General features: G+C 69.2%; 26 protein-coding genes. 7 read left to right on the forward strand and 19 right to left on the reverse strand.

All coding sequences use genetic code 11. The features are described from left to right. Positions 1-125 precede the first annotated feature (125 nt). The 14 genes from JWQ81_RS05225 to JWQ81_RS05290 all read right to left on the reverse strand — a co-directional run bounded on the left by JWQ81_RS05225 (position 126) and on the right by JWQ81_RS05290 (position 14250). A complete protein-coding gene (locus tag JWQ81_RS05225) occupies positions 126-2171 on the reverse strand; it encodes a glycosyltransferase (protein WP_297538074.1) in 2046 nt (681 codons plus the stop codon). After that, positions 2168-2809 (reverse strand): DUF998 domain-containing protein, encoded by a 642-nt coding sequence (locus tag JWQ81_RS05230; protein ID WP_297538076.1) that lies wholly within the window; start codon positions 2807-2809, stop codon positions 2168-2170. Before JWQ81_RS05230 ends, JWQ81_RS05225 begins: the two co-directional genes overlap by 4 nt. A gap of 122 nt (positions 2810-2931) precedes the next feature. Then, positions 2932-4371, reverse strand: a complete 1440-nt coding sequence (locus tag JWQ81_RS05235) for a HAMP domain-containing sensor histidine kinase (RefSeq protein WP_297538078.1) — start codon at positions 4369-4371, stop codon at positions 2932-2934. Beyond that, positions 4368-5072 carry a response regulator transcription factor gene (locus JWQ81_RS05240; protein ID WP_297538080.1) on the reverse strand — a complete coding sequence of 235 codons (705 nt, stop codon included), beginning with the start codon at positions 5070-5072 and terminating at the stop codon, positions 4368-4370. The genes JWQ81_RS05235 and JWQ81_RS05240 overlap by 4 nt, the downstream gene beginning before the upstream one ends. A gap of 27 nt (positions 5073-5099) precedes the next feature. Next, complete coding sequence (locus tag JWQ81_RS05245) at positions 5100-5810, reverse strand: response regulator transcription factor (RefSeq protein ID WP_297538081.1); 711 nt, start codon at positions 5808-5810, stop codon at positions 5100-5102. Between the two features lie 6 nt (positions 5811-5816). After that, positions 5817-6665, reverse strand: a complete 849-nt coding sequence (locus JWQ81_RS05250) for an ABC transporter permease subunit (RefSeq protein ID WP_297538083.1) — start codon at positions 6663-6665, stop codon at positions 5817-5819. Next, positions 6662-7585, reverse strand: coding sequence for an ABC transporter ATP-binding protein (locus JWQ81_RS05255; protein ID WP_297538085.1), 924 nt, complete (start codon positions 7583-7585; stop codon positions 6662-6664). The genes JWQ81_RS05250 and JWQ81_RS05255 overlap by 4 nt, the downstream gene beginning before the upstream one ends. 128 nt (positions 7586-7713) lie before the next feature. Further along, positions 7714-9363, reverse strand: coding sequence for an alkaline phosphatase family protein (locus JWQ81_RS05260; protein ID WP_297538087.1), 1650 nt, complete (start codon positions 9361-9363; stop codon positions 7714-7716). A 202-nt stretch (positions 9364-9565) separates the two neighbouring features. Then, positions 9566-9763 (reverse strand): VOC family protein, encoded by a 198-nt coding sequence (locus JWQ81_RS05265; RefSeq protein WP_297538089.1) that lies wholly within the window; start codon positions 9761-9763, stop codon positions 9566-9568. 78 nt (positions 9764-9841) lie between these two features. Continuing rightward, positions 9842-10255 (reverse strand): hypothetical protein, encoded by a 414-nt coding sequence (locus tag JWQ81_RS05270; RefSeq protein WP_297538091.1) that lies wholly within the window; start codon positions 10253-10255, stop codon positions 9842-9844. A gap of 466 nt (positions 10256-10721) precedes the next feature. Beyond that, the gene (locus tag JWQ81_RS05275) at positions 10722-11594 is read right to left on the reverse strand and encodes an alkaline phosphatase family protein (RefSeq protein ID WP_297538093.1); all 873 of its coding nucleotides are present in this window, start codon (positions 11592-11594) and stop codon (positions 10722-10724) included. A 168-nt stretch (positions 11595-11762) separates the two neighbouring features. Beyond that, positions 11763-13031: an APC family permease gene (locus tag JWQ81_RS05280; protein WP_297538095.1), complete on the reverse strand. Its 1269-nt coding sequence runs from the start codon at positions 13029-13031 to the stop codon at positions 11763-11765. Next, positions 13028-14017, reverse strand: a complete 990-nt coding sequence (locus JWQ81_RS05285; protein ID WP_297538096.1) for an adenosine deaminase — start codon at positions 14015-14017, stop codon at positions 13028-13030. The genes JWQ81_RS05280 and JWQ81_RS05285 overlap by 4 nt, the downstream gene beginning before the upstream one ends. 11 nt (positions 14018-14028) lie before the next feature. Then, positions 14029-14250 (reverse strand): hypothetical protein, encoded by a 222-nt coding sequence (locus JWQ81_RS05290; protein WP_297538097.1) that lies wholly within the window; start codon positions 14248-14250, stop codon positions 14029-14031. 110 nt (positions 14251-14360) lie between these two features. On the opposite strand from JWQ81_RS05290, the gene JWQ81_RS05295 reads away from it, so the two are divergent. Further along, positions 14361-15278 (forward strand): XRE family transcriptional regulator, encoded by a 918-nt coding sequence (locus JWQ81_RS05295; protein ID WP_297538098.1) that lies wholly within the window; start codon positions 14361-14363, stop codon positions 15276-15278. Between the two features lie 250 nt (positions 15279-15528). Then, the gene (locus JWQ81_RS05300; protein ID WP_297538099.1) at positions 15529-16065 is read left to right on the forward strand and encodes a CHAP domain-containing protein; all 537 of its coding nucleotides are present in this window, start codon (positions 15529-15531) and stop codon (positions 16063-16065) included. A gap of 82 nt (positions 16066-16147) precedes the next feature. On the opposite strand, the gene JWQ81_RS05305 is transcribed toward JWQ81_RS05300, so the two are convergent. Further along, on the reverse strand, positions 16148-18619 hold the full coding sequence (locus JWQ81_RS05305) for a glycoside hydrolase family 3 C-terminal domain-containing protein (protein WP_297538100.1): 2472 nt from the start codon (positions 18617-18619) through the stop codon (positions 16148-16150). Between the two features lie 146 nt (positions 18620-18765). Here JWQ81_RS05305 and JWQ81_RS05310 point away from each other — a divergent pair, with 146 nt between their 5' ends. From JWQ81_RS05310 to JWQ81_RS05325, 4 genes are all read left to right on the forward strand, one after another. After that, a complete protein-coding gene (locus tag JWQ81_RS05310; RefSeq protein ID WP_297538101.1) occupies positions 18766-19413 on the forward strand; it encodes a TetR/AcrR family transcriptional regulator in 648 nt (215 codons plus the stop codon). Positions 19414-19495: 82 nt separating this feature from the next. After that, positions 19496-20401 (forward strand): NADP-dependent oxidoreductase, encoded by a 906-nt coding sequence (locus JWQ81_RS05315; RefSeq protein WP_297538103.1) that lies wholly within the window; start codon positions 19496-19498, stop codon positions 20399-20401. 29 nt (positions 20402-20430) lie between these two features. Further along, the gene (locus tag JWQ81_RS05320) at positions 20431-21753 is read left to right on the forward strand and encodes a M20/M25/M40 family metallo-hydrolase (RefSeq protein WP_297538105.1); all 1323 of its coding nucleotides are present in this window, start codon (positions 20431-20433) and stop codon (positions 21751-21753) included. Further along, positions 21753-22637, forward strand: coding sequence for an alpha/beta fold hydrolase (locus JWQ81_RS05325; RefSeq protein WP_297538107.1), 885 nt, complete (start codon positions 21753-21755; stop codon positions 22635-22637). The genes JWQ81_RS05320 and JWQ81_RS05325 overlap by 1 nt, the downstream gene beginning before the upstream one ends. An 81-nt stretch (positions 22638-22718) precedes the next feature. Here JWQ81_RS05325 and JWQ81_RS05330 read toward each other — a convergent pair whose 3' ends face one another. The 4 genes from JWQ81_RS05330 to JWQ81_RS05345 form a co-directional block, all read right to left on the reverse strand. Continuing rightward, positions 22719-23195 (reverse strand): hypothetical protein, encoded by a 477-nt coding sequence (locus JWQ81_RS05330; protein WP_297538109.1) that lies wholly within the window; start codon positions 23193-23195, stop codon positions 22719-22721. Positions 23196-23218: 23 nt separating this feature from the next. Further along, positions 23219-23446 carry a DUF5703 family protein gene (locus JWQ81_RS05335; RefSeq protein ID WP_297538111.1) on the reverse strand — a complete coding sequence of 76 codons (228 nt, stop codon included), beginning with the start codon at positions 23444-23446 and terminating at the stop codon, positions 23219-23221. Beyond that, positions 23443-24459 (reverse strand): hypothetical protein, encoded by a 1017-nt coding sequence (locus JWQ81_RS05340; RefSeq protein ID WP_297538113.1) that lies wholly within the window; start codon positions 24457-24459, stop codon positions 23443-23445. Before JWQ81_RS05340 ends, JWQ81_RS05335 begins: the two co-directional genes overlap by 4 nt. A 141-nt stretch (positions 24460-24600) precedes the next feature. Continuing rightward, positions 24601-25569, reverse strand: a complete 969-nt coding sequence (locus JWQ81_RS05345; protein WP_297538115.1) for an aldo/keto reductase — start codon at positions 25567-25569, stop codon at positions 24601-24603. Positions 25570-25722: 153 nt separating this feature from the next. Here JWQ81_RS05345 and JWQ81_RS05350 point away from each other — a divergent pair, with 153 nt between their 5' ends. Then, the gene (locus tag JWQ81_RS05350) at positions 25723-26562 is read left to right on the forward strand and encodes an undecaprenyl-diphosphate phosphatase (RefSeq protein ID WP_297538117.1); all 840 of its coding nucleotides are present in this window, start codon (positions 25723-25725) and stop codon (positions 26560-26562) included. Positions 26563-26570: the final 8 nt, after the last annotated feature.

Genomic DNA, 26570 nt, shown 5'->3' on the forward strand with positions numbered 1-26570 from the left:
CTGTCAACACTGTCAACACTGTCAACACTGTCTACGTTGCCGGCGATGGTGTCCGGATCACGTGAATTCACCTTGTAACCTCCTTGTTGTTGCGCGATGCCCGGTTCGTCAGGGCTTTGTCGGTGTCACGACGTGAGCGCGGCGGACGGTTCCGTTGCGCCGAGTGTTTTGCGGTAGAGGTCGCCGAAGGCCGTCAGAGTGTTGCCGATGTCATGGCCGGTGATGATCTGGCGGCCCGCGTCTCCCATTTCGGCGCGGGCTTCCTGGCTTTGGGTGAGCGTCGCGAGATGCCCGGCGAGTTCGTTGATATTTCCCGGTGTGTAAAGGAAACCGTTGACGCCGTGGTGCACGAGATGCGGCAGGGCCATGGCGTTGGCGGCGACCACCGGCAGGCCCGCCGACATGGCCTCCATGGTTGCGAGGCTCTGCAGCTCGGCGGTGCCTGGCATGCAGAACACGTCACACCTGCGGTACGCGCGCACGAGATCGGCGTCGGACACCACGCCGTGGAAACGGATACGGCCGGCGACCCCGAGGTATTCCGCGAGCTCGGTGAGGCGCTGACGGCAGGCTCCGTCGCCGACCAGTTCGGCGCGCACACCCGGCAATGTCGCGACCGCGCGGATCAGCTCGTCGACGTTCTTTTCCCGGTCGAGGCGGCCCACGAACAAGACCGACGTGCCCCGAGTGTGGATTTCCCGGCGCTCCGGCGCGTAGTGGGCGACGTCGATTCCGCAGGAGACGGCGTGTGCCGCCTCCGGCAGACCGTGGGTTGCGAGCAGTTCGACCGCACGCGGGGTGGGCGCGGTGACGACGTCGGCCTGGCGGTACACCCGCACGAGGTCCCGCCACGCCCAGCGCGCCAGGGGCGCCTTCAAGCCATGCGGGATCGGCGCGTAGCCGAGCAGGTTCTCGGGCATGAAATGGTTGGTGGCCACGGTGGCGATACCGCGCTCACTGGCGGCCTTCAAAATGGCGCGACCGAGTGAGAAGTGCGATTGGACGTGCACGACGTCCGGCCGCAGCCGCTCGATCAGCGGTCCCGCCGCCTTGGCCGCCCGGCCGGGCGAGCAGACGCGGAAGTCCGGGTGGAACGGTGTGCGCCAGGACGCGACCCGGTGCACGGTGATCGCTCCGACGACGTCCTCGCGCGGTCCGCGCGCGGTCGCGGGACAGACGACGTGGACGTCGTGCCCGCGTCCGGCCAGCCCGTGGGCGAGCCGGGCGGCGAAGTGCGCGGCGCCGTTGATGTCCGGCGGGAAGGTGTCCGCGCTGATCAGGATCCGCAGTGGCCGGCCGGGTTCGGGGGCAGTGGGCATTTCGCGTTCCTTCGGTTCGGCTGAATCGGGGACGGAGCGGGCGAGGACGAGTACCCCGCCCACGGCGAGCAGGGCGAAACAGAGCTGCAGAGCGGTCGAGAAGGTGTTGGCGCGCGCGGCTTCCCCGTAGACGACGAGGCCTACGGTGACCGCGGTGAGCGGGTCGATGACGGTGGTGGCGGCGATGACGACGGCCGTGGGACCGGCCGCGTAGGCCTGGTGGAGCAGCCAGCCGCCGACGAGCATCAGCACGCCCGCCTCGCCGGCCAGCGGGAGTCCGCTCGACACGGCGTGCGTGAGGACGTCCTGGGTGGCGAGGCGGACCAGTGCCGAACCGAGTCCGTAGAGGATGGCCGTGGACGTCGCGAGCACCAGGCACCTGCCACGGCCGCGGGTGCAGAGCCCCAGCGCCGCCAGCCCGAGCGCCCCGACGACCAGCGGCTGAATCTGTGCGAGGTGCACCGCGGTCGTCGAGGCCGAACCGGTCAGCGCGGCCAGGACCACGAAACCGGCGACTCCCGCGCAGACGGCGGCAACGGCCTTGCCGAGGTGCGGAACCTTCACCGTCCGGCGGCTCAGCGCCACCGTGAGCACCAGGCTCAGCACACCGATCGGCTGCACGATCGCCAGCGGTGCCAGCGACAACGCGGTGACGTGCAACGCGGTCCCGGTGATCGCCAGTGAAGTGCCCGTCAGCCAGCGCCGGGACCGCACGATCCGGCCGAACGCTCCGACACTCACCGAGTCGGCGTGGTTGACCGTGCGGACCGCGTTGTGCTGCAACGCGACGGCGGCGGCGAAAAAGCAGGCGGCGAGCATCGCGCACGCGATGGCGATCAAGATCGTGGTCATCGGGCTGCCTTTCGGGCGGCTGAAGCGACCGCCAGGAGGACTGCGAGTTCGGCGATCAGGGCGATTCGTTCCAGCAGGCCTTCAGGAAGTGCGGGGACGACTTGGGCGAGTCCGAACGCGGCCGCGGTGACGACACTGATCGCGGCGAGCCTGCCCAAACGGCGTGACACCGCCACCCACTTCTCCTGCGCGGACAGCGTGCGCGCAAGTGTCCAGCAGGCCAACGGGAGACAGCTGAGGAACACGGCACCACCGAACCGGTGAAGCTCGCCGTGCCAGGTCGGGTCTGCCGCGTTCTGGTTGCCCTGGAACACCGCCACGAGCGAGAGCCCGGCGCCCCACGATCCGAACAGGACGGTCGTGGACCTCGACGGCCTCATCCCGGCCTGCGTCGCGGCGGCCGCGATCAGCAGGCCGCCGAACAGGACGAGCAGGATCGCGGTGACGAACAGGACCTCGCCCTCGCGGTAGAACGCGTCGTCGCTCACCGGGTCCGCGAGCGGATCGACCTGGGCGCGCAGGGCGACGGTCAGGTAGCCGATGATCGCTGCCCCCGCGCAGACCAGCCCGGTGCCGAGGGACGCGAACGTCCGAACACGGAGACCGGTTTCCGCCGGCGGGAGGATCGTGGTGGCCACACCCAGAACGGTCGTCGCCCACGATGAGGATCAGATGAAGGTTTTCCCGGGTTTGGCTAAGAATCCGTTGCGGAGGCGCCGGGCTCGTGAGCATTTCGGCCGGTTCTAACCGGCCGCGCCACTCACGAGTCCCGGTCGGCCAGTCGCAGTGTCATGGACACCTCGGCGCCGCCGCTGTCGGCACGGGTTGCGTGCACGCCGCCGCCGTGGAGCTTCGCGACCTGCTCGACGATGGCCAGGCCCAACCCGGACCCGGGCATGGATCGGGCCGAATCGGCGCGGTGGAACCGTTCGAAGACGTGCGGCAGGTCGTCGTCGGGGATACCGGGGCCCTCGTCGATGACGGTGAGGGTGGCCAGCTCGCCGTCGGTCCGGACGACGATGTGGACCGTGCCGGTGGACGGCCCCCATTTCGCGGCGTTGTCGAGCAGGTTCAGCACCGCCCGTTCCAGGGAGACGGGACGTCCGAGCACCTCCGCCCGGTCCATCGCCGTCTCGAACCGCATCGCCGGGGCTCGGGGGCGCACTCGCTCGACCGCCGATCCGACGACATCGGCCAGCTGGAGGAGCTCCAGCGGCTCCGGCGCGGTGTCCTCTTTGGACAGTTCCACCAGCTCGCCGATCAACGTCGTCAGCTCGATGGTCTGCAGGTCGAGATCGTTCAGCAGGCGGGATTTGTCCACTGACGACAGCACTTTGGCGGGATCGGTCTGCGTGCTTTCGTGGATGAGCAGCTCGACGTTGTTGCGGAGGCTGGTCAACGGCGTACGCAGTTCGTGCCCGGCGTCCTCGACGAGACGTCGTTGGGCAGCACGCGAATCCGCGAGTGCGGACAGCATCGAGTTGAACGCGTCGGACAGCCGGGCGATTTCTCCCTTGCCGCTCACCGGGATCTCAGCGGTCAGGTCCTGCGTGCGCGCCACGCGCTCGGCGCCCGCGGTCAGCAGGTCAACCGGACGCAGGGCCGCGCGAGCCACTGCCCTGCCGACGACGGCCGCGCCGGCGACACCGACGACGCCGATCAAGACGTGATAGAGCCCCAGCTGGGCGAGGGTGTCGTCGATCGCCTCGGAGCCACGCGCGACCTGAGCGGCGCCGCTTGCGGTGTGCACTGTCCACACGCGAAAGTGGTCGTGTCCGATTTGGACGGCTTCGGACCCGTCGGGCACTTGTCCGTGCGCGATCTGGCGCGCCTGGCCGGTGATCGGTATACCCGCGAAAGCCCCGACTCCCGGCCCGGTCGCGTTGCCGTCCGAAGTGAGGAACTGCACGACCAGCCCGGCGGAATGCTCCGGCCCGGCGCTGGCGTCGCGCCGGTCGGTCTCTCGCAACGTCGTCAGTGCATCGGCGGGGGTCTTCGTCGTGGCGGCGAGCTGTGCGTAGGAGTGTAATTCGGTGTCGAACTGCTGGTAGAGCTTGGCGCGCACGAGCAGCCAGGACGCCGAGGCGACACCGATGACGGCGACCGCGACGGCACCTGCGGCCATCATCGTCAGCCTGCTCCGCAGCGACATGTCCGCCCAGTGATGGGGACGGAACAGCCGTCGGATTCGGCCGGTCACAGTGGCGCTTCGCGTAGGACGTACCCGACTCCGCGCACGGTGTGCAGGATCCGTGGCTCGCCTTCGGCCTCGAGCTTGCGCCGCAGGCAGCTGATGTAGACGTCGAGCCCGTTCGACGACGCGCCGAAGTCGTACCCCCAGACCTGTTCGAACATCATCGTCCGCGTCAGCACCATCCGGGGATGGCGCAGAAACGTTTCGAGAATGGTGAACTCGGTCCTGGTCAGGTGGATGGCGCGGCCGTCACGCGCGACCTCCCGGGTGTCGGGGTCGAAGGTGACGTCGGCGAAGGAAAGCCGAGGTGCGTTGGTCACCGCCGACGAGGCCGTGCCGCCGCTGTATTCGGTACGTCGCAGGAGCGCGCGGACCCTGGCCAGCAGTTCCTGGAGCGCGAACGGCTTGGCGAGGTAGTCGTCGGCCCCGGCGTCGAGCCCGGTGACTCGGTCGTTGACGTCGCCGCGCGCGGTGAGCATCAGGACCGGGACGTAGTTGCCTTCGGCGCGCAGCAACCGACAGGTGTCCAGGCCGCCGAGCACCGGCATCATCACGTCCAGGATCACCCCGTCGGGCTGCTCGGCGCGGATGAGGTCGAGCCCGCGCGCCCCGTCCGCGGCTTCGGTAATGGTGTAACCCTCGAAACGCAGCGTCCGGGACAGGGAATCGCGGACGGCGGCCTCGTCGTCGACGATCACGATGTGCACCGGAAACCTCCCTCTGACGTCAAGAGTTTAGCCCGGACCGGCATGGACACCCGGCCGCTCCAGCCGGTATCCGTGGCCTCGTAAGGTGGAAATCTGCGGAGCCCGCTCGGCCGGCGCGACTTCACCGATCTTGCGGCGCAGCGCGGCGATGTGCACGTCGAGGGTCTTGGTCGAGCCGTACCAGTGGGTGTCCCAGACCTCGGTCATCAGCGTGGTCCGGCTGACCGCGACCCCTGGCTCCTCGGCCAGCCGCGCGAGCAGGTCGAACTCTCTGGCCCGCAACCGCACTTCACGGCCGGCCAGGGTCACCCGCCGCCCCGCGACGTCGACGCTCAGCTCGCCGATGGTGATCGGTGGCGTGCCGCCGACCTCGGCCGTTCCGCGTCGCAGGTGCGCGCGCACCCTGGCCAGCAGCTCGGCCAGCCGCACGGGCTTGGTCAGGTAGTCGTCGGCGCCGGCCTCCAGACCGACGACGACGTCCATCTCCTCCGTGCGGGCGGTCAGGATGACGAGCACCGCCGAGGGGAGGGTGACGCGCAACCGGCGGCACACCTCCACCCCGTCGATGTCAGGCAGACCGAGGTCCAGCAGTACCAGGTCGAAGTCGACGGACGCGGCTTCGGCCAGCGCGCTGCGGCCGGTGCGTACCCACGACACGCCATAACCGTGGAGCCGCAGGCTCGACTCGAGCACGCGGCCGATCGTGTCGTCGTCCTCGAGGACCAGTAGCTGGGACATGACCGGTCAGGCGTCCCGTCGCTTGAGCAGTATCGCGGCAGCCGCGATCCCGACCACCAGGTACACGCAGAACACCGCGAACCCGGTCCAGGGCGCGAGCATGCCCGCTTCCGGGTGCGCGGTCAGTACCACCTGTCCGGCGTTGCTCGGCAGGTACGGGACGATGTGCGGAGCCCAGCTGTCCGGCAGCGCGTCACCGAGGGCGGGCAGCACCAGAAGCAGCCCGAACAGCGTCGCGATGGCGCCCGCGGTGTGCCGGACGATCCAGCCGAACGCGACACCGAGCAGCCCGACCACGGTCAGGTAGAGGCCGGTGCCGAACACCGCGCGCAGCACGCCCGGCGCGCCGAGCGTCGTCTCGATGTGCTGCGAACTCAGGAACGCCTGTCCACCGAGGAACGCGATGAACGCGCTCACCGTGGTGACCACGAAGGTGACCACGGCGAACACGATGACCTTGGCCCACAGCACCGGCAGCCGGGTGGGCGCCGCGGACAGGGTCGCCCGGATCATCCCGGTCCCGTACTCACCGCTGACGATCAGCGCCCCGAGGACGCCGACCACCAGCTGGGCGATGAAGAACCCTTCGAGGCTGACCGAGGTGGGGTCGAAGCGGGCCTTGGCGCCGGCCCGCATGACCGGCCACCGGTTCGCGTCGACGGCGGCGAACACCCAGCCGAGCCCGATCATGCCGACGATGGTCGCGGTGACGCTGAACGTGGTCGAGCGCAGCGACCAGAACTTCAGCCACTCCGACCGCACGAGCCTCGGCAGCGTGACCTTCAGGTCGTCCGGCAGGTCCGCGGTGGGCGCCGGGCTGGGGGCTGCGGGTGGCGTGGCGACACTCGCGGTCATGACGCTTTCCTCTCGAGGTGGCTTTCGCCGTATTCGACGGCGTCCCGGGTCAGTTCCATGAACGCTTCTTCCAGCGAGGCCTGGACCGGGGTGAGCTCCTCGAGCGCGATCGAGTGCGCGCACGCGACTTTGCCGATCTCGGCGCCGGTGAGCCCGGACACCTCCAGCACTTCGTGTTCGACGTTCGTGACGTGCACTCCGGCACCGGCGAGCAGGTCGCGGAGTTCGACGGCCTGGGTCGTCCGGACCCGGACGGCTTGGCGGGACGCGCTGTCGAGGAAGTCCTTGACGGAGGTGTCGGCGATGAGCTTGCCGCGCCCGATGACGATCAGGTGCTCGGCGGTCAACGCCATCTCGCTCATGAGATGCGAAGAGACGAACACGGTCCGGCCCTCGGCCGCGAGCCTGCGCAGCAGGTTCCGGATCCAGAGGATGCCCTCCGGATCGAGGCCGTTGACCGGCTCGTCGAGCACCAGGGTGGCCGGGTCGCCCAGCAGCGCCGCGGCGACGCCGAGCCGCTGGCCCATGCCGAGCGAGAACCCGCCGACCCGCTTGCGCGCGACGTCGGCGAGTCCGACGATGTCGATCACCTCGTCGACGCGGCGCCGGGGGATACCGGTGCTCAGTGCCAAGGCGTACAGGTGGTTGTACGCCGACCGTCCCGTGTGGACCGCCTTCGCTTCGAGCAGGGCGCCGACTTCGTGCAGCGGAGCGGCGTGCTCGGCGTAGAGGCGCCCGTTGACCGTCACCCGGCCGGCGGAGGGGGCGTCGAGGCCCATGATCATCCGGATCGTGGTGGACTTCCCGGCGCCGTTCGGGCCGAGGAAGCCGGTCACGACACCGGGTTTCACCGTGAAGGTGAGATCGTCCACGGCGGTTTTCTCGCCGTAGCGTTTGGACACTGCCCGAGCTTCGATCATGTCGCGCTCGTTTCCGGGGCAGTCGTGCGAGCTGTCAGGGAACCGGGGCCCGGTCGGGGAGGTGGAGTCACCCCTGAACCCTGGCCCCGGTTCCTGAGGATCAGATGAAGATCCGGCGGGGTATTTGGTTAAGAACGCCGGTCGGGTAGGACCTGGGTGTGTTCGCGTTGGACGGCCTGGAGGGACTTCGGGTTCAGCCCGAGCGCGGCGAGGATCGTCGGGGCGATCTGGGTGGTCTCCACGGCGTCACGTACGACGTGGTGGTCGCCGTCGGCATTGCTGACGATCAGAGGTACGTCGCGGTCGTCCGGGGCCGCTCCGCCGTGCTCGGCGATCTTCTTCGTGCCGCCGGTGTAGACGACGCCGTGCTGCGCGATACCGATGAGGTCCGGGACCCGGGGATCTCCCGGCGCGGCGTGCATGTACCGGTCGGCGTCGGTTCCGGCGTAGACGGCCTGCAGCCCGGACTGGGTGAACTTCGTGGCGGAGCCGGTGATGGTGGTTCCGGCACCCGACTGCGCGAGCAGGAACTTCTTCGCGAAGGTGGTGGCTGCCGGCGACCGGTCGTTGAGCCACAGCAGCATTCCGTCGTCGTCTGTGGACAGTGCCACGAGATCACTCGCGCCGGGGTGTGCCTTCTTCCACGCGGCGTTGAGCCCGTCGAGCAGCGGGCCGTCGTTGACGCGGTTGAGCGCGGCGGGATCGATCGGCGACTGCCCGTGCTTCGCGGACAGGATGATCGTGGTGTCACCACTGAGGTGCTGTTTCTTCAGTTCCGCGGTGAACTGCCCGATCTGGGCGTCGACGAAGTCCAGTGCGGAGGCCAGCAGTGGTCCGGGGGTGCCGTCGGCCTGGTAGCCGCCGGTCTTGCCGTCCGACGTGGGCAGCTTCTGCGCGGTGGAGACGGTCTGGAAGTTCAGGCCGAAGATCCCGGGGGTGCCGACGCGGGTCTTGCGGCTGTGGTCGAAGCCGTCGATCTCGTTGAGCACGGCCTGCGTCTTGTAGGCGTCGTACTGCCTGGTGGCGGCGTTGTCGGTGGTCCAGTCCGAACCCGCCGCGGCACCGGGTACCGCGCTGTTGATCTCCGGGGTGAACAGGTCCTGGATGCCCGTTCCGGACGGTCCGCTGAGGATGTCGTAGGCCGGGTGCTTGTCCGACCACGCCGTGCGCAGGCCGGCTTGACGGGCCACCTCGAAGATGGTGTTCACCGGCAGGTACTGGTTCGGGTAGACGGGCTTGCAGGTCTTGGGGTCGACCGGCAGCTGAGCCGGGTCCAGGAGTGTCCGCGGGGTTCCGGTCATGGACAGGATGCTGCCCGGCAGCCCGGCGAGTCCCTGGCCGGCATCGATGCTGGTCTTGTTCTTGTCGAGGTCTTCGGTGAGGTCGACCGCGGCGCCGGTCGGCTTGCCTTGGCACGACGTCGTTCCCGCGGGGAGCAGGGCGTGGTTGTACGTCGAGTCGTAGTAGACGCCGGTGGTGCCGGGGTTGCCGCCGGTGGCCTGCGCGACCATGCCGGGGAAGGAGTCCGACGGGAACGGCGTCTTCGCGTGGGCGTACTCGGTACTGGTGCCGACCAGAGCCGCCAACGCGGACATGGGGTGCTTCGCGACGTACCAGGCGAGGTCGCTCTGGTGCAGACCGTCGACGGAGACCAGCAGCACACGCGCGGCGTGGGCCGGCGGGTGCGCGGCGGCGGCGTCCGACGGGGTGGCCGAGACGGTGGCCAAAAGTCCTGCGGCCGCGAGCACGGCGGCTCGGCGCAAGGGGGTCGGTGACAAGGTTCCTCCTCGGATCGGCGGCCGCGATCCGGCCGCCCGGCGCAGTCCAGACGGTCAAGGCGAACCCGAACCGACCCCGGAACCAACTCCCGATGAACGCGCGCGCGTGAGCAAGGATTTGTCTGTCGCAGAACCCAGCGATAAGCGAAAAAGTCCCTTGCGCTAACCGGCCGCTAACCTCACGGCGGGACGACGAGAGCTCTCAACTGCCGTCTGCCGCGGGCTGCGCGCCGCCACCCGGTCCGTGCGGCGAGCTCAGGAGGAGGCGGAGGTCGCCCCGGGAGGCGACGGCGAAGGCCGGTGCCGGGTGTATGACCAGGTCGAAGTCGAGGATGCCGGTGTAGAACGCCAGTGCCGCCTCGACGTCGTCGACGATGTAACGAACGCTGACCGTGGTCACGGCTAGCCTCCGGAGCGAAGCGAATTTCCTAGGCGCTCAGTATGTGCTCGGGAACCTGTCCGCCGCCGAAACGGTCTTTCAGCGCTGCCGGTCGGCCGGGCGGGGCCGGTTCGGCCGCTGGGGGTTGCGGCCGGGCTGCTGCTGAGGTTGCTGGCGTGGCGGGGCCGGACGGCGCGGGGGCGGCTGCTCGTTCTGCGGCGCGTACGGCTGGCGAGGCTGCCGGAGCGGCCTTTCGCGCGGGGGCGGCGGGGCAGCGTCGTACTCGTCGTATTCGTCCTGGTACGGCTCGGGCGGGTCGGGGCGGTTGGACCAGGAGTCGAACAGCGTCAGCAGGATCGCCAGTACGACGAAGACCACGCCGACCAGGACGAGCTTGTTGGCGATCATCAGGGCGGCGATGAGCAGCAGGCAGAACACCGGGAGCCAGCAGAACGGATCCACGCGGCCGAACTTCGGGCGTTGTCCCGCGGCCGAGCGCGTATCACGAGCCATCAGCCCACCCTCGCTTCACATCGCCGCACTGCCTGTTCCCCTCTTGCCGGGCCCACTTCCGCTTGAGCCTACAACTTGAGGTGCGTACGGGTCGTCGTCAGCGTGCTTCTGGCCGCTGCGGTGCCGATTTTCTCACTGATTGTGTATCGGTCGCGTGAGGCATTCGCGCACGTGAGGACGCTACGACGGAAGCCGCGGCGAAGACCGCCGGTGCTGTCAGTGCACAGATGCGCAGGGCTTGCAGGGGCAGGCCGGCCCGGGGCGCGACGTCGGTCCCCGGCAGCGGTGGCGGCGGGTTCAGGCGGAGCGTTCTGGTCAGGTGCCGCCAGCGGAAGACTTCGAGGTACACGGTGTACCAGCTCCACACCCAGAGGATCCCGCTGATCCACCGCAGTCGCGTCACGGCCCGAGCCTCCTTCTGTCCCGCGGTGGCCCCGGGCGGTCGCCGACCACCCGGGACCGCTGGTCAGGACCAGATGTCGGTGATCGGAGTCGCCGACGCGCTCTGGCCCGCGTGGGGCAGACCATAGGCGTCTTCGATGGTGCGCAGGACGCTGTAGTGGCTGATGTTCTCGCTGTAGTTGCCCGTGACGACCCCGGCACCGGTGATGATGGTGGGGATCTGGTTGGCCGGGCCGTTGTCGTCCTCGTCGAAGGTCAGGACGAACACGCTGTTGTGGGTCTTGGCCCACTGGATGTAGCCGTCGAGGTTGTGCTGCAGCCAGGTGTCGCCCTTGGCCACGGAGCCGTCGTGCATGTCGTCCTGGAGGTTGGGCACGACGAACGAGACCGCCGGAAGGCGCGTGTAGTCGGTCGGGAAGCTTGAGAACGTGAGGTTGTCGCTCGCCGGGACGTCGGCGAAGTCGACCCAGGGGTTGTGTTTCCGCGCGTAGGTGCCCGAGGTGCAGCCGGTGTAGCCGGCGCTGGGCATGCTCTCGGAGTAACCCGCGAAGCCCACGTTCGCCGCGATCGCTTCGCCGCCGAGGTTCGCCGTGGTGAACGCCTTCTTGGGACACGTGTCGCCCGAGACGCCTTGGGTCGCGCCCGAGAACAACGCGAGGTAGTTGGGCTGACTCGGGTGGGTGACCGCGTGCGAGTTCGTGAAGTTCGCGCCGGTCTGGGACAGCCCGGTGATGTACGGCGCGTCCGGGCTCCCGACGATTTCACCCTGGGCGTGGTTCTCGTCGATGAGGACGACGATGTGGTCAGGCCGGGGGACCGAGGCGTGTGGCGCCGCGCTCGCTGGCAGCGTCGTGAACGTCACGACGGTCGTGAGTGCGGTCGTGGCGACCAGCGCGAACGCGCCGGACGCGGCTCGGCGGGCAAGTGACAAGGACATGCTGGCTCCTGCTCTGGGCGATCACGGAGTGAAATCGAATCGTTTCAGTTCCGGTGGTTGCCGAGTACCGACTTTGGTCGACGAAACGTCACGGGATAACGAGAATTTGCCGGCGGTGAAGCCGGTGTTGACTTCGAATTCGATGCGCGTGCGTGGGTAAACGCGCACTTAACCGTCCGCGTGCCGTGCGTTTGCTTGGGCCAGGTGCCGTCGCAGGCCGTAGAGCAGCGCTCCGGCGGCGAGCACGGCGACACCGCTGAGGACCGAGCTGAGCGGCAGCGTGAACGCGAGGACAACGCAGCCCGTGAAGCCGAGAACCGGCACGACTCGTGGAGGGCGGCCTTCTGCCCGCGTGAGCGTCCACGCGGACGCGTTGGCAATCGCGTAGTAGACGAGCACACCGAACGAGGAGAAGCCGATAGCCGCGCGGACGTCGGTGGTCGCGGCGAGCACCGCGACCACTGCACCGACGACGACTTCGGCGCGGTGCGGCACGCCGAAGCGAGGGTGCACCGCTGCCAGCGCGGCCGGGAAATGCCGATCCCGGGCCATCGCGAGTGTCGTGCGCGAGACTCCGAGGATCAGGGCCAGCAGAGACCCCAGTGCCGCGATGGTCGCGCCCACCCGGATCACCGGCGTCATCGCCGGCACTCCGGCGGCCTGCGCGGCCTCGGCCAGGACGTCCGTCGCCGCGCCGAGCCGCTGCGGGCCCAGTACGGCGAGTGCGGCGACCGCGACGGCGGCGTACACGACGAGCGTGATGCCCAGGGCGAGCGGAATGGCGCGGGGGATGGTCGTCCGGGGGTCGCGGACTTCGTCTCCGAGGGTCGCGATCCGCGCGTAGCCGGCGAAGGCGAAGAACAGGAGCCCGGCCGCCTGCAACACGCCGGTGACCGTGGCGTCGGTGCCGAGGTCCAGCCTCGCGACGTCCGCCGCGCCCGAGGTCAGGCAGGCCGTGACGACAGCGGCGAGTACCGCGAGCACGGTCGCGACGATAGCCCTGGTCAGCCAGGCCGTCTTCTGGATCCCGGTGTAGTTCACCGCGGTCAGTGCGACCACGGCCGCGACGGCTGTCGTGTGGGCGTGGGACGGCCAGGCGTAGAAGCCGGCGGTGAGCGCCATCGCGGCGCAGGACGCGGTTTTGCCGACCACGAACGCCCAGCCGGCCAGGTAGCCCCAGAACTCGCCCAGGCGTTCGCGGCCGTAAACATAGGTGCCGCCGGACTCGGGATAGCGGACGGCCAGCCGCGCGGACGACGTCGCGTTGCAGTACGCGACGATCGCCGCGAGCGCCAAACCGGCCAGCAGCCCGGAACCGGCAGCGCGGGCCGCCGGTCCGAGTGCGGCGAAGATCCCCGCGCCGATCATCGAGCCGAGCCCGATCACGACGGCGTCCCCGACGCCGAGCCGCCGCCGCAGGTCCGGTGGGTTCGTCACGAGACGTTGCCCAGTGCGTCTTTTTCCGCGTCGGAGAGGAAAGAAGCCGCGATGCTGTTCGCTGCGAGCGCAGCCAGCGCGTCGGCGCTGAGACCGAAGGCCTGGGCGCACTGGACGTAGTTGTCGACGACGTAGCCGCCGAAGTACGCGGGGTCGTCGGAGTTGATGGTCACGGTGAGTCCGGCGGCGAGCATCGCCGGCAGCGGATGGTCGACGAGCCTGGAGACCGCCTTCAGCTTGACGTTCGAGAGCGGGCACACCGTGAGCGGAATCCGCGAAGCCGCAAGGAGTTCGACGAGGTTCGGATCGTCGAGCGCGCGTATGCCGTGGTCGATGCGGTCGACCTGAAGTAGTTCGACGGCTTCCCGGACGTAGGCGGCAGGTCCTTCCTCCCCGGCGTGCGCGGTGGTTTTGAACCCGAGCTGACGCAGTTCCCGGAAATAGCGCGTGAACCGGGAGGGTGGGTTGCCGACCTCGGCCCCGCCCAGGCCGAACCCGGCGATCCGGTCCGCCCACGGCGACACGCTGTCGAGCAACGTGAAGGCGTCGGCCTCACTGCGATGGCGTTGGGCGGTGACCACCAAGCCGGCGCTGATGCCGTCTTCCGCCCGCGCGTCGTCCATGGCGCGGAGGACCCCGCCGAGGATGTCGCCGACCGGGACGCCGCGTTCGGTGAAGCTCTGCGGTCCGAGGAAGGCCTCTGCCCGCACGACCCCGTCCGCGTGGGCCCGGGCCAGATACGCGCGCGTGACGTCGTAGAAGTCCTGCTCACGCACCAGCACCCGGCAACCCTGGTAGTACAGGTCGAGGAACGACTGGAGGCTGTCGAAGCGGTAGGCGCCGCGCAGGGCGTCGGCCGATGGCCACGGCAACGCCACGTCGTTGCGTTCGGCCAGCCGGAACAGCATTTCGGCTTCGAGGCTGCCCTCGAGGTGGATGTGCAGCTCGGCCTTCGGCAACGAGCGGACGAACTCGGTCAGGGCCACGGACACAAACGTTAGCAACCCGGCTGTTTCAGCCCAGCAGGTCCGGCGTCGACCTCCCACAGAGCCGTGACGTCGCGGTTCTTCTCGCGATTCGCCCGCGTCACACCGGTGACGAGCCTGCTTCCGCCGGGTGACATCCACAACCCGCTGACGTGCGGAAGCCCGAGGTAGGCGTCGAGGCCGGCGAAAGGATCGGCAGGCCCGCCGTCGGTGATCACCCTGCTTCCTACCATCCGCCGAGCCGAGGCCGCGGGGGTTTTCCAAGATCCATCCTGGACATCGGGGCGTCCAATGTGGATGCTTCGGAACATCGCGTGCGGAGATCGTGCGGAGATGAGGACGCATGGGAGAAGGTCAGGACGGGTGCCCCGCGCCGGGCGATCCCGGCGCCGGGTCCTTCGCCGCTGCGCTGGACGCGGCGATCGCCAACACGGGGCTGACCCTTGACCGCCTCCGCCATCACTTGACGCTGCGCGGGGTCGTCGTCTCCCGGGCCACGCTGTCGTACTGGCGGCAGGGCCGTTCACGTCCCGAGCGGGCGAAGTCCCTGCACGCGGTCGAACACCTCGAAGAGGTCCTCGCGCTGCCCGCCGGCGCACTGGCCGGCCTGCTGGGTCCCAAAGCGCCGCGCGGCCGCTGGTTGGGCCGTCCTATCGGGACGGTCGAGCGGCGGCGGTTGTGGCCGACGGGCAGGCCCATCTTCGCCGAACTCGCGGCGCCGCCCGACGGCCAGCTGCATTTCTGGTCCATTCACGACCAGCTCGCCGTCGACAACGACAGCCAGGAACGGATGCTGCGCGTGCGGATGGTCGCCGAGGCAGCCCTCGACGGGGTCAGCCGCGCGCTGATGTACTACCAGTCCGACGTTCCCGGCCAGCCGCCGCCGGAGGTCACCGATGTGCGCTTCTGCCACCTGGGCCGGATGCGTACCGACCCGGCGTCGGGGCTGACCATGTTCGAACTCGTCCTCGACCGGCCGCTCGGGCTCGGCGACACCACGGTCATGGAATACGAACTGCGGTTCGGGCCGGGGAATGTGACCGATTCCTGCCATCGCCGATTCACCCGGCCCGTTCGTCAATACGTTTGCCAGGTGCAATTCGCAACCCGCATCCCGAAGCTCGTCCGCGGATTCGAACAGCGCAGCCTGGCGGGTCCCCGGCAGTTCTCGGACCAGCTGCCCGTCGGGTCGACGCGGAGCGCGATGTTGACCGTCGCGGACACGCGTCCGGGCATCCACGGGGTCCACTGGGAATGGTGACCGGCTTCGTCAATTCTGTGACGGCCGTCAGCTGACAACCCGCCCACCAGGACAAATGCTGTTCGTTACAGCCGGTCATGGTCGGTATTCCACTTAGCGCTGTTCGGGGTACTCCATTCGTGGCTACCGTGTGCGCACCGTGATCGACATTCCCCCGATCGTCCCCATTGTTCCCCCGTTTCTCCTCAACGAAGTAGTCCCGGTTGCCCTCAGTCCGGTTACTCCGCGTTGCCGTGAAAGGAACCTCTCCGTGTTTTCTGCGCATAAGACGTTGGGTGCCGTGCTGTCCGCAGCCGCTTTGCTGGCTCCACTTTCGGCGACAGCCGTCGCGGCCCCGGGGTACGGCTCGATGAGTTCGGCCAACCTCCTCGGCGACCAGTCAGCGGCTCCCACCGCTTCCTCGGCCGCGGTGATCGGTGACGACTACCCCGCAACGTGGCGCAACATCAAGCAGGACTCGAAGCTCGACACCTGGAACATGTACAACCGGGAATGTGTGTCCTGGGCCGCCTACCAGCTGAACAAGCACGGCATCAGCGTGCGGAACTACGGCAACGCGAAGAACTGGGACGACAACGCCGCGCGCCACGGGTACATGGTCGACAACGTCCCGACCCCCGGCTCCATCGCCGAGACCGACGTCGGCACCTACGGCCACGTCGCCGTCGTCGACTCGGCCACGGGTGACACAGTCGAGGTCGAGGACTACAACTGGGGCGGCGACGGCACCTACGCGCACCACAACGTGAACAAGGCCGACTTCAAGTACATCCACTTCTACAACTGAATCGCGCGTCGAAGGACCCTTCGGGGCCACCCCCGTGGCGTTGAACGCCACGGGGGTGGCCCCGAGGGAACGGCAGTGGACCTCAGCCGCGGCCAGGGACAGTCAGGGACACGGCGCACCGCAGGTCGCGGCTGGACCGTCCGATGTGGACTCGGTACTCGCCGGACGGCGTCTGCCAGGTGTGCGTCGGCTCGTCCCAGACCTCGAACGCCCTCGGCGCCAGCTGGACGTCCACAGTGGTCCGTGCCCCGGCGGCCACGTCGGCGGTCGCGAACCCGGCGAGCCAGCGTACCGGTCGCAACGGACCCGCTGACGTCTCGAGATAGACCTGGACGACTTCGCGGGAGTCGTGGGTTCCGTTGTTGTGCAAGGGAACCGTGACTGTCGTCGGCTGGCCTTCGTACCACGGCGCGACCGTCGGCGCGCCGTAATGCCACGTCGAATAGCCCAGGCCGAAGCCGAACTCCCGAGCCGGTGTGCGACCGGCGCGATCCCAGCCGCGGTGCCCTACGTCGAGGCCCTCGGCGTAGTCGATGACGCCGTCGACCGGGACGCCGTCGGGTACGGGAACGTCGGCCGCGCGGGCCGGCAGCGTCCACGGCAGCCGACCGGACGGCTCGACAGCTCCGCTGAGGACGTCCGCGAGTGACCCGCCGGCTTCCTGCCCGGGAAGCCACCACCACAGCACGGCGTCGACCTCGTCGAGCCAGGGGAGGAGCACGGGCGCGCCGGCGTTGACGACGACCACGGTCCGGGGGTTCGCGGCCGCGACCCGGCGCACGAGTTCGTGCTGGCGTCCCGGCAGTTCGAGGTCGGGCCGGTCCCAGCCCTCCGACTCGGTTTCGGAGTTCGTGCCGACGACGACCACCGCGACATCGGCCGCGCGGGCCGCTGCGACGGCCTGCTCGATCTCTTCGTCGGCAGTCGGCCCTGGGCCCTGGTAGCGCAGTTCGGCGCTGGCGAAGCGGTCGAACAGCCCGGGTGTCACGACCTGGACCGTCGCGTCGATCCGCACGTCCCGCGGCGCGTCGACGGTGACGGTCTTCAGTACGCCCTCGGGGTGGTTCGCCGAGGAGTCGAGGATGGCGTCCTGACCGACGACCTGATCGCTGACGCTGATCAGCTCACCGTCGACCTCGATGCGGTGGCGCCCCACTGAAGCGATCTCGATGACGTGGTCGCCCGGAACCTCCAGCCGCAGCGTCGCGGTGACCCGGACAGTGTCGGCCGCGGCGGGCAGCCCGGCGACACGTCCGTGCCAGGGCGCGCTTTCGGTGCGTCGCTGGAGGATCCGCCCGGCGTCATCGAGGATCTCGAGGCCGATCTCGGTGCCTTCGACGAGGTTGTCGGCATACGGGAGGTGCCGGAGGGTGGCGCCGCCGCGGTGCGCCGTGACGATCGCGCCGGGGAACGCTCGCTGAACTTCGTCCAGCGGCAGGGAAAGGTGCGGTGCGTCGACGTGTGCGCTGCCCCCGCCCTGCACGAACGGCTCAACCGCGTTCGCGCCGAGCAACGCGATCCGCCCGGTCGACGCCGGGAGCGGGAGCAGCGCGTTTTTGTTGCGCAGCACGACAGTCGACCGTGCGGCCGCGGCACGCAGGGTCGACATCGTCGCGGGGTCGTGACCGGACGCGCGGGGTGTGGCGAGCGGAATCCCGTCCAGCGCGCCGACGCGGACCGCGAGCAGAAGCAGCCGCCGGACCTTGTCGTCGATCGCGTCCTGGGGGACGTCACCTCGCCGCACGGCGTCGAGCAGGGCGTCCCCCCACGGTCCGCCGGGTCCTGGCATGACGAGGTCCAGTCCGCCGAGAGCGGACCGCACGGTCGTCTTCGTCGCCGTCCAGTCGCTGACGACGACCCCGTCGAAACCCCATTCACCCTTCAGGACGTCATTGAGGAGGCGCACGTGCTCGGTCGCCGGCGCGGTCTCGACACCGTCGTCCACGGCGTTGTAGGCGGCCATGAGCGTCCACACCCCGGCTTCTCGCACCACTGGCTCGAAGGGGGCGAGATACACCTCCCGCAAGGTGCGCGGGTCGAGGCGGGCGATGTACTCGGTGCGTTCGGTTTCGGTCTCGTTGCCGAGGAAGTGCTTGATGCAGGCCCCGATGCCGTTCGCCTGGATCGAGGTCACGAACGCCGCCGCGATACGCCCGCTGAGCAGTGGATCCTCCGAGTAGAACTCGAAATTCCTGCCGCCGACCGGCGAACGCTGCAGGTTCACGGCCGGCGCGAGGACGACGTCGGCGCCCTTCGCCCGCGCCTCGTCGGCCATGACGGCGCCGAGCCCGCCGACCAGGTTCTCGTCCCAGGTCGCCGCGACCGCCGACGGCGCCGGCAGCTGGGCCGAGCTCAGTCGCTCCTCGGTGACCCCGCGGACGCCGATGGGCCCGTCGGACATGGCCATCGCGCGCAGGCCGATCGCGGGGAGTTCGTAGAGCTTCCAAGTGGTGGCCCCGGTCAGGAGCCGCACCCGCTCTTCGAGCGAGAGCGCGGCCAGCAGGCCCTCGACCTGTTCGGCGGTGGTCGTTTCTTCACGAGCCGAAATGCTCAAGGCGGTACTCCAACTCCTCAGCAGTGGGTTCAACCCCGAGTGTACGAACTTACTTACATGAATGTAAGCGTTCGAGCGGCCGGGATCGTCTAGCCTGGGCAGAGAGCGGAAAGGTCCCGCCGTGGACCAGGAGGAGGACTCGGAGCGTGACGGACCGAGTGGCGGTCGACGCCGCGCCCGAAGGACCCAGGGTCACCAAGCGGCAGGTCAAGACGGCCCAGCGTCGCGAGGCGGTGCTCCGCGCGGCGTTCGGGGTGTTCAGCGAGCGGGGGTTCCATAACGCGTCGCTGACCGAGATCGCCGAGCGCGCCGACATGACACACGCGGGCGTGCTTCACCATTTCGGGTCAAAGGACCGGCTGCTCATCGAGGTGCTGCGCTACCGCGACGGCCGGGGCGTCGACGGCCTGTCGGGCGAGCCGCCCGAGGGTGCCGCGCTGCTTCCGCACCTCGTGCGGACAGTCGGTGAGAACGAGGGCAAACCGGGGATCGTGCAGGCGTTCTCGGTGCTGGCGGCGGAGTCGGTGACCGACGGTCATCCGGCTCAGCAGTACTTCCGCGACCGCATGGCCAGCCTGCGGGCGACCATCGCCGCCGCCATCGCCGACCGCACTGGACGCCCCCGCGACGACGTCGGCGTCACCGACGGCGCCGCCGCGGTGATCGCGGTGATGGACGGCCTGCAGATCCAGTGGTTGCTCAGCCCGGACGACGTCTTCATGCAGCGGGCCGCGCAGCTCGTCATCGACGCCGTCACCCAGTACCTGGCGGACGGTGTGGGTTCTCCCTCGTAAGGGCATTGGCGGCGGCGCGCGCGTTTTCGGCTTTGGCGGTAGAACTGTGTGGCCAGCCACTGATCCGAGGAGACGACCAAGCATGCGTGCCATCACCTTTGCCGAGTACGGCGGTCCCGAAGTCCTGCGCGAGGAGGACGTTCCCACGCCCGAACCGGGTGCAGGCCAGGTGCGGGTCGCCGTCCGGGTCGCCGGGCTCAACCCGCTCGACTGGAAGATCCGCAGCGGCGGGATGGCCCAGGGCGCGCCGCTCGACGGCGTGACGATCCCGGGTGCCGAGCTCGCCGGAGTGGTCGACGCCGTCGGCGACGGTACGGATCTGGCTGTCGGTGACGAGGTGTTCGGCTGGTCTGACACCGGCTCGTATGCCGAGTACGCGCTGGCCTCGGCGGTAATCCGGAAGCCGGCGTCTCTGTCGTGGGAGCAGGCGGCCGCTGTGCCCGTGTTCGGGGAGACGGCGTTGCGGGTGCTGCGCGCGCTGGCGGTGACCGCGGATGACGTCTTGCTGATCCACGGTGCGAGCGGCGGCGTCGGCCGGTTCGCGACCCAGCTCGCGGTCGCCCTCGGCGCGACGGTCATCGGCACGGCCGGACAGCGGAACCTCGACGACATCAAGTCCCTCGGCGCGATCCCGGTGCTCTACGGCGACGGCTGGGCCGAGCGGGTCCGCGAGGCCGCGCCGCAACCGGTCTCCGCGGTCTTCGACGCGAGCGGCCACGGCGTACTGCCGGACTCCGTGGAGTTGCTGGGCGGAAGTGAGCGGCTCATCACGATCGCCGACGCCAGCGCCTTCGCGCTCGGCATCACGTTCTCCGGGGGCGACAGCGACACCCGGGTCCCGTTGCTCGAGGTCGTCACCGAGGGCGTGACCAGCGGAAAGCTGGACATCCAGCTCGGCAGGAACTACCCGCTGGCCGAGGCCGCCGACGCGCAGCGCGAGAGCGCCGAGGGCCACAGCGGCGGCAAGATCACCCTCGCCGTGGGCTAGTCCGGCCTGGGCAATGGTAGGAATGCCGGGTGAGCGAACCGAACCTGATCGAGACAGCCGCCGCCGAAGCCGTGACGCTGACCAGCGAGTTGATCCGCATCGACACGACGAACACCGGTGACCCGGACACCCTGGTCGGCGAGCGAGTCGCGGCCGAGTACGTCGCGGAGAAGCTCACGGACGCCGGTTATGAGATCACCTACGTCGAGTCCGGTGGCAAGAACCGGCACAACGTCATCGTCCGCCTGCCCGGAGCCGATCCGAGTCGCGGCGCACTGCTGATCCACGGGCATCTCGACGCGGTGCCGGCCGACGCTTCGGAGTGGTCGGTCCATCCGTTTTCGGGCGCGGTGCAGGACGGCTACGTCTGGGGCCGCGGCGCGGTCGACATGAAGGACATGGTCGGCATGACGCTGGCACTGGCCAGGCACTACAAGTTGAACGGGATCGTGCCGCCGCGCGACCTCGTGTTCGCGTTCGTCGCAGACGAGGAGGCCGGCGGCCAGTTCGGCGCGCAGTGGCTGGTCGAAAATCGCCCGGAGCTGTTCGAAGGCGTCACCGAGGCCATCAGCGAGGTCGGCGGGTTCTCGATCACGCTGAAGGACAACGTCCGCGCGTACCTGATCGAGACGGCCGAAAAGGGTATCCGCTGGATGAAGCTGCGTGTGCGCGGCACCGCCGGCCACGGCTCGATGATCCACCACGACAACGCGGTCACGAAGCTGTCGGAAGCGGTCGCCCGGCTGGGTAACCATCGGTTCCCGCTGGTCATGACCGATTCTGTGCGTGAGTTCCTCGACGGGGTCACCGAGATCACCGGCTGGGACTTCCCGGAGGACGATATCGACGGCGCGGTCGCCAAGCTCGGCAACATCTCCCGCATGATCGGCGCGACGCTCCGCGACACCGCGAACCCCACGATGTTGACCGCCGGCTACAAGTCCAACGTCATCCCGTCGGTCGCCGAAGCCGCGGTGGACTGCCGGATCCTGCCCGGCAGGCTCGAGGCGTTCAACTCCGAGCTCGACGAGATCCTCGGCCCGGACATCGAGAAGGAGTGGATGGAACTCCCACCGGTGGAGACCACCTTCGACGGCGCGCTGGTCGAGGCGATGACAGCCGCGGTGCTCGCCGAAGACCCCGGTGCCCGCACGCTGCCGTACATGCTTTCCGGCGGCACGGACGCGAAGGCGTTCCAATCCCTCGGCATCCGCAACTTCGGGTTCGCCCCGCTGAAACTGCCCGCGGACCTCGACTTCTCCGCGCTGTTCCACGGCGTCGACGAGCGGGTGCCGGTGGACGCGCTGAAGTTCGGCGTCCGCGTACTGGACAGGTTCCTGCGTTCCTCCTGATGACCTCGTTCGAGCTCGCGGACGGGACCCTGCTGCGGGTGGCCCGGTGGGGCGACCCGGCAGCGGCGGTGACCGTCGTGTTCTCCCATGGCTACGCGCTCGACCACCGCAGCTGGTGGCGACTGGCACCGCTGCTGCCGGACGCCGTCGAAAGCCCGGTCAACGTGCTCGCGTACGACCATCGCGGCCACGGCGGCTCCGGGCGGGTGTCACGGGCGGACGCGACGATGGCGAGGCTGGGTGACGACCTCGCCGAGCTCCTCGAAGGCGCCGTTCCCACCGGCCGCGTGGTGCTGGTCGGGCACGACATGGGCGGCCTCGCCGTGATGTCGCTGACCCAGCGGCATCCGGAGCTGTTCGCCGAGCGTGTCGCCGGGCTCGTGCTGCTGGCGACGTCGGCGGGCGGGCTCGCGACGGAGGCTTCGGCGGCGTGGCCGAACGCGCTGGGCAGGTTGGTGAGAGACCTCGGTTCGGTGCTGGGCTCGAAGATCGTCGGCCTGGTTCGGGAGCACACGAGCAAGGCCGTCAGCGCGGGCCTGCGGTGGTGGTTGTTCGGTGACGACCCGGCGCCCGAAGACGTCGAACTGACCGTGCAGATGATCCGCGGCAACTGGCCGCACACGATCGCGTTGTTCAGGCCGGCACTGGACGCGTACGCCCGCGAGGCCGCGCTGCTGCTGGCCGCGGGCACACCGCTGACAGCGATCGTGGGTGAGCGGGACAGGCTGATCCCGGCCGAGGACGTCGAGTCGCTCGCCGGCGCGGTGGAGAACGGCACCGCCATCGTCATCCAGGGTGCCGGGCATGTACTGCCACTCGAGGCCGCCGCGCAGATCCTCCCGCGCCTCGCCGCCATCGTCCACGCCACCCAGCGCTCCCGCTGACCACAACTCGCCGTCGAGTTGCGATAGTTGCGGGCGCTAAGTACCGCAACTCGCCGTCGAGTTGCGATGGTGGCCAGGGTGTCAGAAGTGGGTGGTGATGGCGAAAGCGGCGCGTAGCTGAGCCATGTCGTGCAGATCGCGCTCGGTCGGTTCGTAACCCTGGTGGAAGTAGACCTGCTGCGCCGCGGAAACACACGGCACGACGACGCCGTCGATGACACCGGTCACGAAACAGTCCGCCGGATAGTCGAAGAACCCGCCCTGATCGTCCGCGGACTGACGGGCCGAGCCATCCGGCGCGACGGCGATGGGATGCAGGTCCAGCTCCAGGCCATCCTCGCGCTCCAGCACGAAACGGACCGGTCGCGCGTCGAGCATCTCGGCGAATCCTCGGACGCTCAGCACCGTGAGTGCCGTGGCTTCGTGGGTGACGTCGTGGATCAGGTCGAGGTCACGATGCGTCCGCGTCTGGCGCCCGACAAGCGCGTCGATGCCCCAGCCGCCCGCGATCCAGACCGGGACGCCCGCTTCGCACAGACACGCCGTCAGCTCCAGCACCGACGACGCCCCCATACCGGCGGTCAGGTGATCAGGCCCGGCAACGCCCGCATGGCTGCGGTTCGCTTGCGCCGCAACCACACGCGCCGCGTGCCGTCGGAGTAGAGCCGGACGTTCGCCAGCTCCCAGCCGGCAAATTCCGCGTGGATGGAGAGCTGCGTTGCCGCCGCCCGCCGAGACACCTCCGGGGGTATCCGCAGCGGGCGGTACTCCCAATCCCCTTCGACCACCGCCTCGTCGACAGCCGTCATGGTGAGATCACCTGGGTCCCTTCTCCGGCGGCCGAGCCGACGATCACGTGACCGGTCTGCTGATCGACGGTAACCGAGTTGGGTTGCCGTACGGTCGCGAAGCGATACTTTTCGACCGGTTCACCACCGCGGACATCGAAGCCGACGACCTCGTTGCTGCTGGTCAACGTGACCCAGGCGAGGTTGCGTTGAGCGTCATACGCGATTCCGTACGCCCCGCCTGGCACCGGGTAGCGCTGGCGCATCAGCAGGGGATCGGCGGAGAAGGCGAGCAGCGAGCTGTCGCGGGAGTCGGTGACCAGCACCCGGCCGTACGAGTCGGCGACGGCGTTGGTCGCCCCGTCGCCCGCGCGCAGGCCCTCGGCGACCGTGCCGCCCGCGACGTCGACCCGGAACACCGCGGTGCGCAGCCGGTCGAGCACGATCGTGGTGTCACCCGCGGTCAGGATGTCGTCGGCGCTGTAGAGCTGGCCGCCGATGGTCTTGGTGACCTTGTCACCGTCGAGGACGTCGATCTCCTTGCGGTCGCGGACGGCGACGTAGGTCTGCGCGCCGACGGTGATCGCGGCCGACGGGATGCCCTTGATCGGGAGCTCGGTGACGTGGCCCGCGAGAGCGGTGATCTTGGCGATCTGCGACTTCGTCGGGACGCTGGCGAGGAACTGGCCCGGCGACACGCTGAGGTGCTCGACCGGCCCGGCCAGCGCGACCGTGCGCGGTGCGGCGGTGAGGTCGTCGAGGCTGTACAGCCGCAGCGACGGCGGGTTCGTCAGTGCGACGGCGAGGGTGCGGGTCGACGGGTCGTTCGCGACGGCCGTCACCGAGGAGGGCTCCGCGAGCACCTGACCCACCGGCTTCTTCGCCGCCACTGGGGACACCGCGGCGACCGCCGCGACCGGGTTCGCGACGACCTGCAGGCTGTCCGACGGCCCTTGCTTGCCCGAACAGCCCGAAACCAGCAGCACACCCGCGAGCGGGATCGCGACCAGCGATTTGGTGGCGAACCGTCGCACTGAGTGGCCTCCAGCGTTTTGTCGGTGGACTGTCATGGCTAGTTTCCCCCAGGATTCCCGAGTCGTCACGTCCGTGTCACCCGCAAGTCGCACTGATCACGGTGCGAATCACTGTGCGCACCGGTCCGCGGACTGGCCGATTCACCGGCCCGTCCCGCGTTCCGGGTAGCCGAAGTCGATCGCGCTGACGTCGTCGAGCGCGGACTTGATCGCCCGGGGGAGCGTGATGTCTTCGGCGGCCAGCGACCCCGTGAGCTGCCCGGTGTCACGCGCGCCGACGACGGGAGCGACCACGCCCGGTTGGTCGCGCACCCAGGCCAGCGCGACCGCGAGCGGCGAGGTGCCGAGGCCGTCCGCGGCGGTCACCACGGCCTGCACGATGCGGGACGCCCGGTCGGTGCGATGCTGCTCGACGTACCCGGCGTAGGCCGCGGACGCGCCGCGTGAATCGGCCGGCGTGCTGGTGCGGTACTTGCCGGTGAGGACGCCGCGACCCAGTGGCGCCCAAGGCAGGATGCCGACGCCGTGGTGGAGGGCGGCGGGCACGAGTTCGCGTTCGACCCCGCGTTCGACCAGCGAGTACTCCATCTGCACGGAGATCAGCTGCGCGGTCGTGGGGGACGCGGCCGCGGTGGCGAGCTGCCAGCCGGAGTAGTTCGACACCCCGGTGTAGCGCACCTTTCCGCTGGAGACGGCGAAGTCGAGCGCGGCGAGGGTTTCGTGCAGGGGCACGGTGTTGTCCCAGGCGTGCAGCTGCCAGAGGTCGACGTGATCGACGCCGAGCCGCCGCAGGGAGCCGTCCAGCGCGGAAAGCAGGGCCCCGCGGGACGCGCCGCCGCCGAACGGCCCGTCGGTGCGCCGGGCCACAGCCTTGGTGGCGAGGACGATGTCGTCGCGCGGGACGAGGTCGCCGAGCAGCGAGCCGAGGACGCGTTCACCCTCGCCCTCGGTGTAGATGTCCGCGGTGTCGACCAGCGTCCCGCCCGCGTCGACGAAGGCGACCAGCTGGCTGGCCGCCTCTTCGGCGTCGGTGTCGTCGCCCCAGGTCATCGTGCCGAGGGCCATCCGGGACACCCGGAGTCCCGAGCGGCCGAGCTGTCGCTTTTCCACGGCGGCCGAGCCTAGTCGTTGGCCTGGCCGGGCTTTACGCAAGGTAAGTAGTGTCGTGGCGAATGGCCCCGTTAGTGTCACCAACCGTGCGAAACGCCATAAAACACGCTTATCGGGTCACTGGTCATTTCACCGCGGCGGGGGCCGTCTGACATGGGCTGGTTCGAAGCGTTGGTACTGGGCTTGGTCCAAGGCCTGACGGAGTTCCTGCCGGTCTCCTCGAGCGCGCACCTGCGGATCACCGCGGCGCTCGCCGGCTGGGACGATCCGGGGGCCGCGTTCACCGCGGTCACCCAGATCGGCACCGAGCTCGCGGTCATCCTGTACTTCTCGAAGAAGATCGGCCACGTGCTGGTGGCCTGGTTCTACTCGTTGTTCAAGAAGGATTGGCGAGGTCACCCGGACGCGCGCCTCGGCTGGCTGATCATCATCGGTTCACTGCCGATCGTCGTACTCGGGCTGTTCTTCCAGAACGCCATCGACCACTCCTTCCGCGACCTGCGCATCACCGCGACCATGCTGATCGTGTTCGGCGTCATCCTGTGGATTGCCGACCGGGTGGGCCGCAAAACCCGCGACCTCGACCACCTCACCGTCCCGCACGGCCTCGGATTCGGCTTCGCGCAGGCACTCGCCATCGTGCCGGGGGTGTCGCGGTCCGGCGGCACGGTCAGCGCGGGGCTGCTGCTCGGCTACACCCGCGCCGACGCCACCGAGTACGCGTTCCTGCTCGCCGTGCCCGCGGTGTTCGGGTCGGGGCTCTACAAGCTCACCGACATCGGCAAGAACGGCGTCCCGGCGCAGTGGGGCCCGACCATCCTCGCCACCCTCGTCGCGTTCGCGGTCGGTTATGTGGTCATCGCCTGGCTGATGGCATTTATCAAGACGAAGAGCTACCTGCCGTTCATCGTCTACCGCATCGCGCTCGGTGTGGTGCTCTTCGTGCTCGTCTTCACCGGCGCATTGGCGCCGGACGCGGGTCCCGCAACCTGACGCCAGTG

The organism is Amycolatopsis sp. (assembly GCF_025464955.1).
Lineage (GTDB): Bacteria > Actinomycetota > Actinomycetes > Mycobacteriales > Pseudonocardiaceae > Amycolatopsis.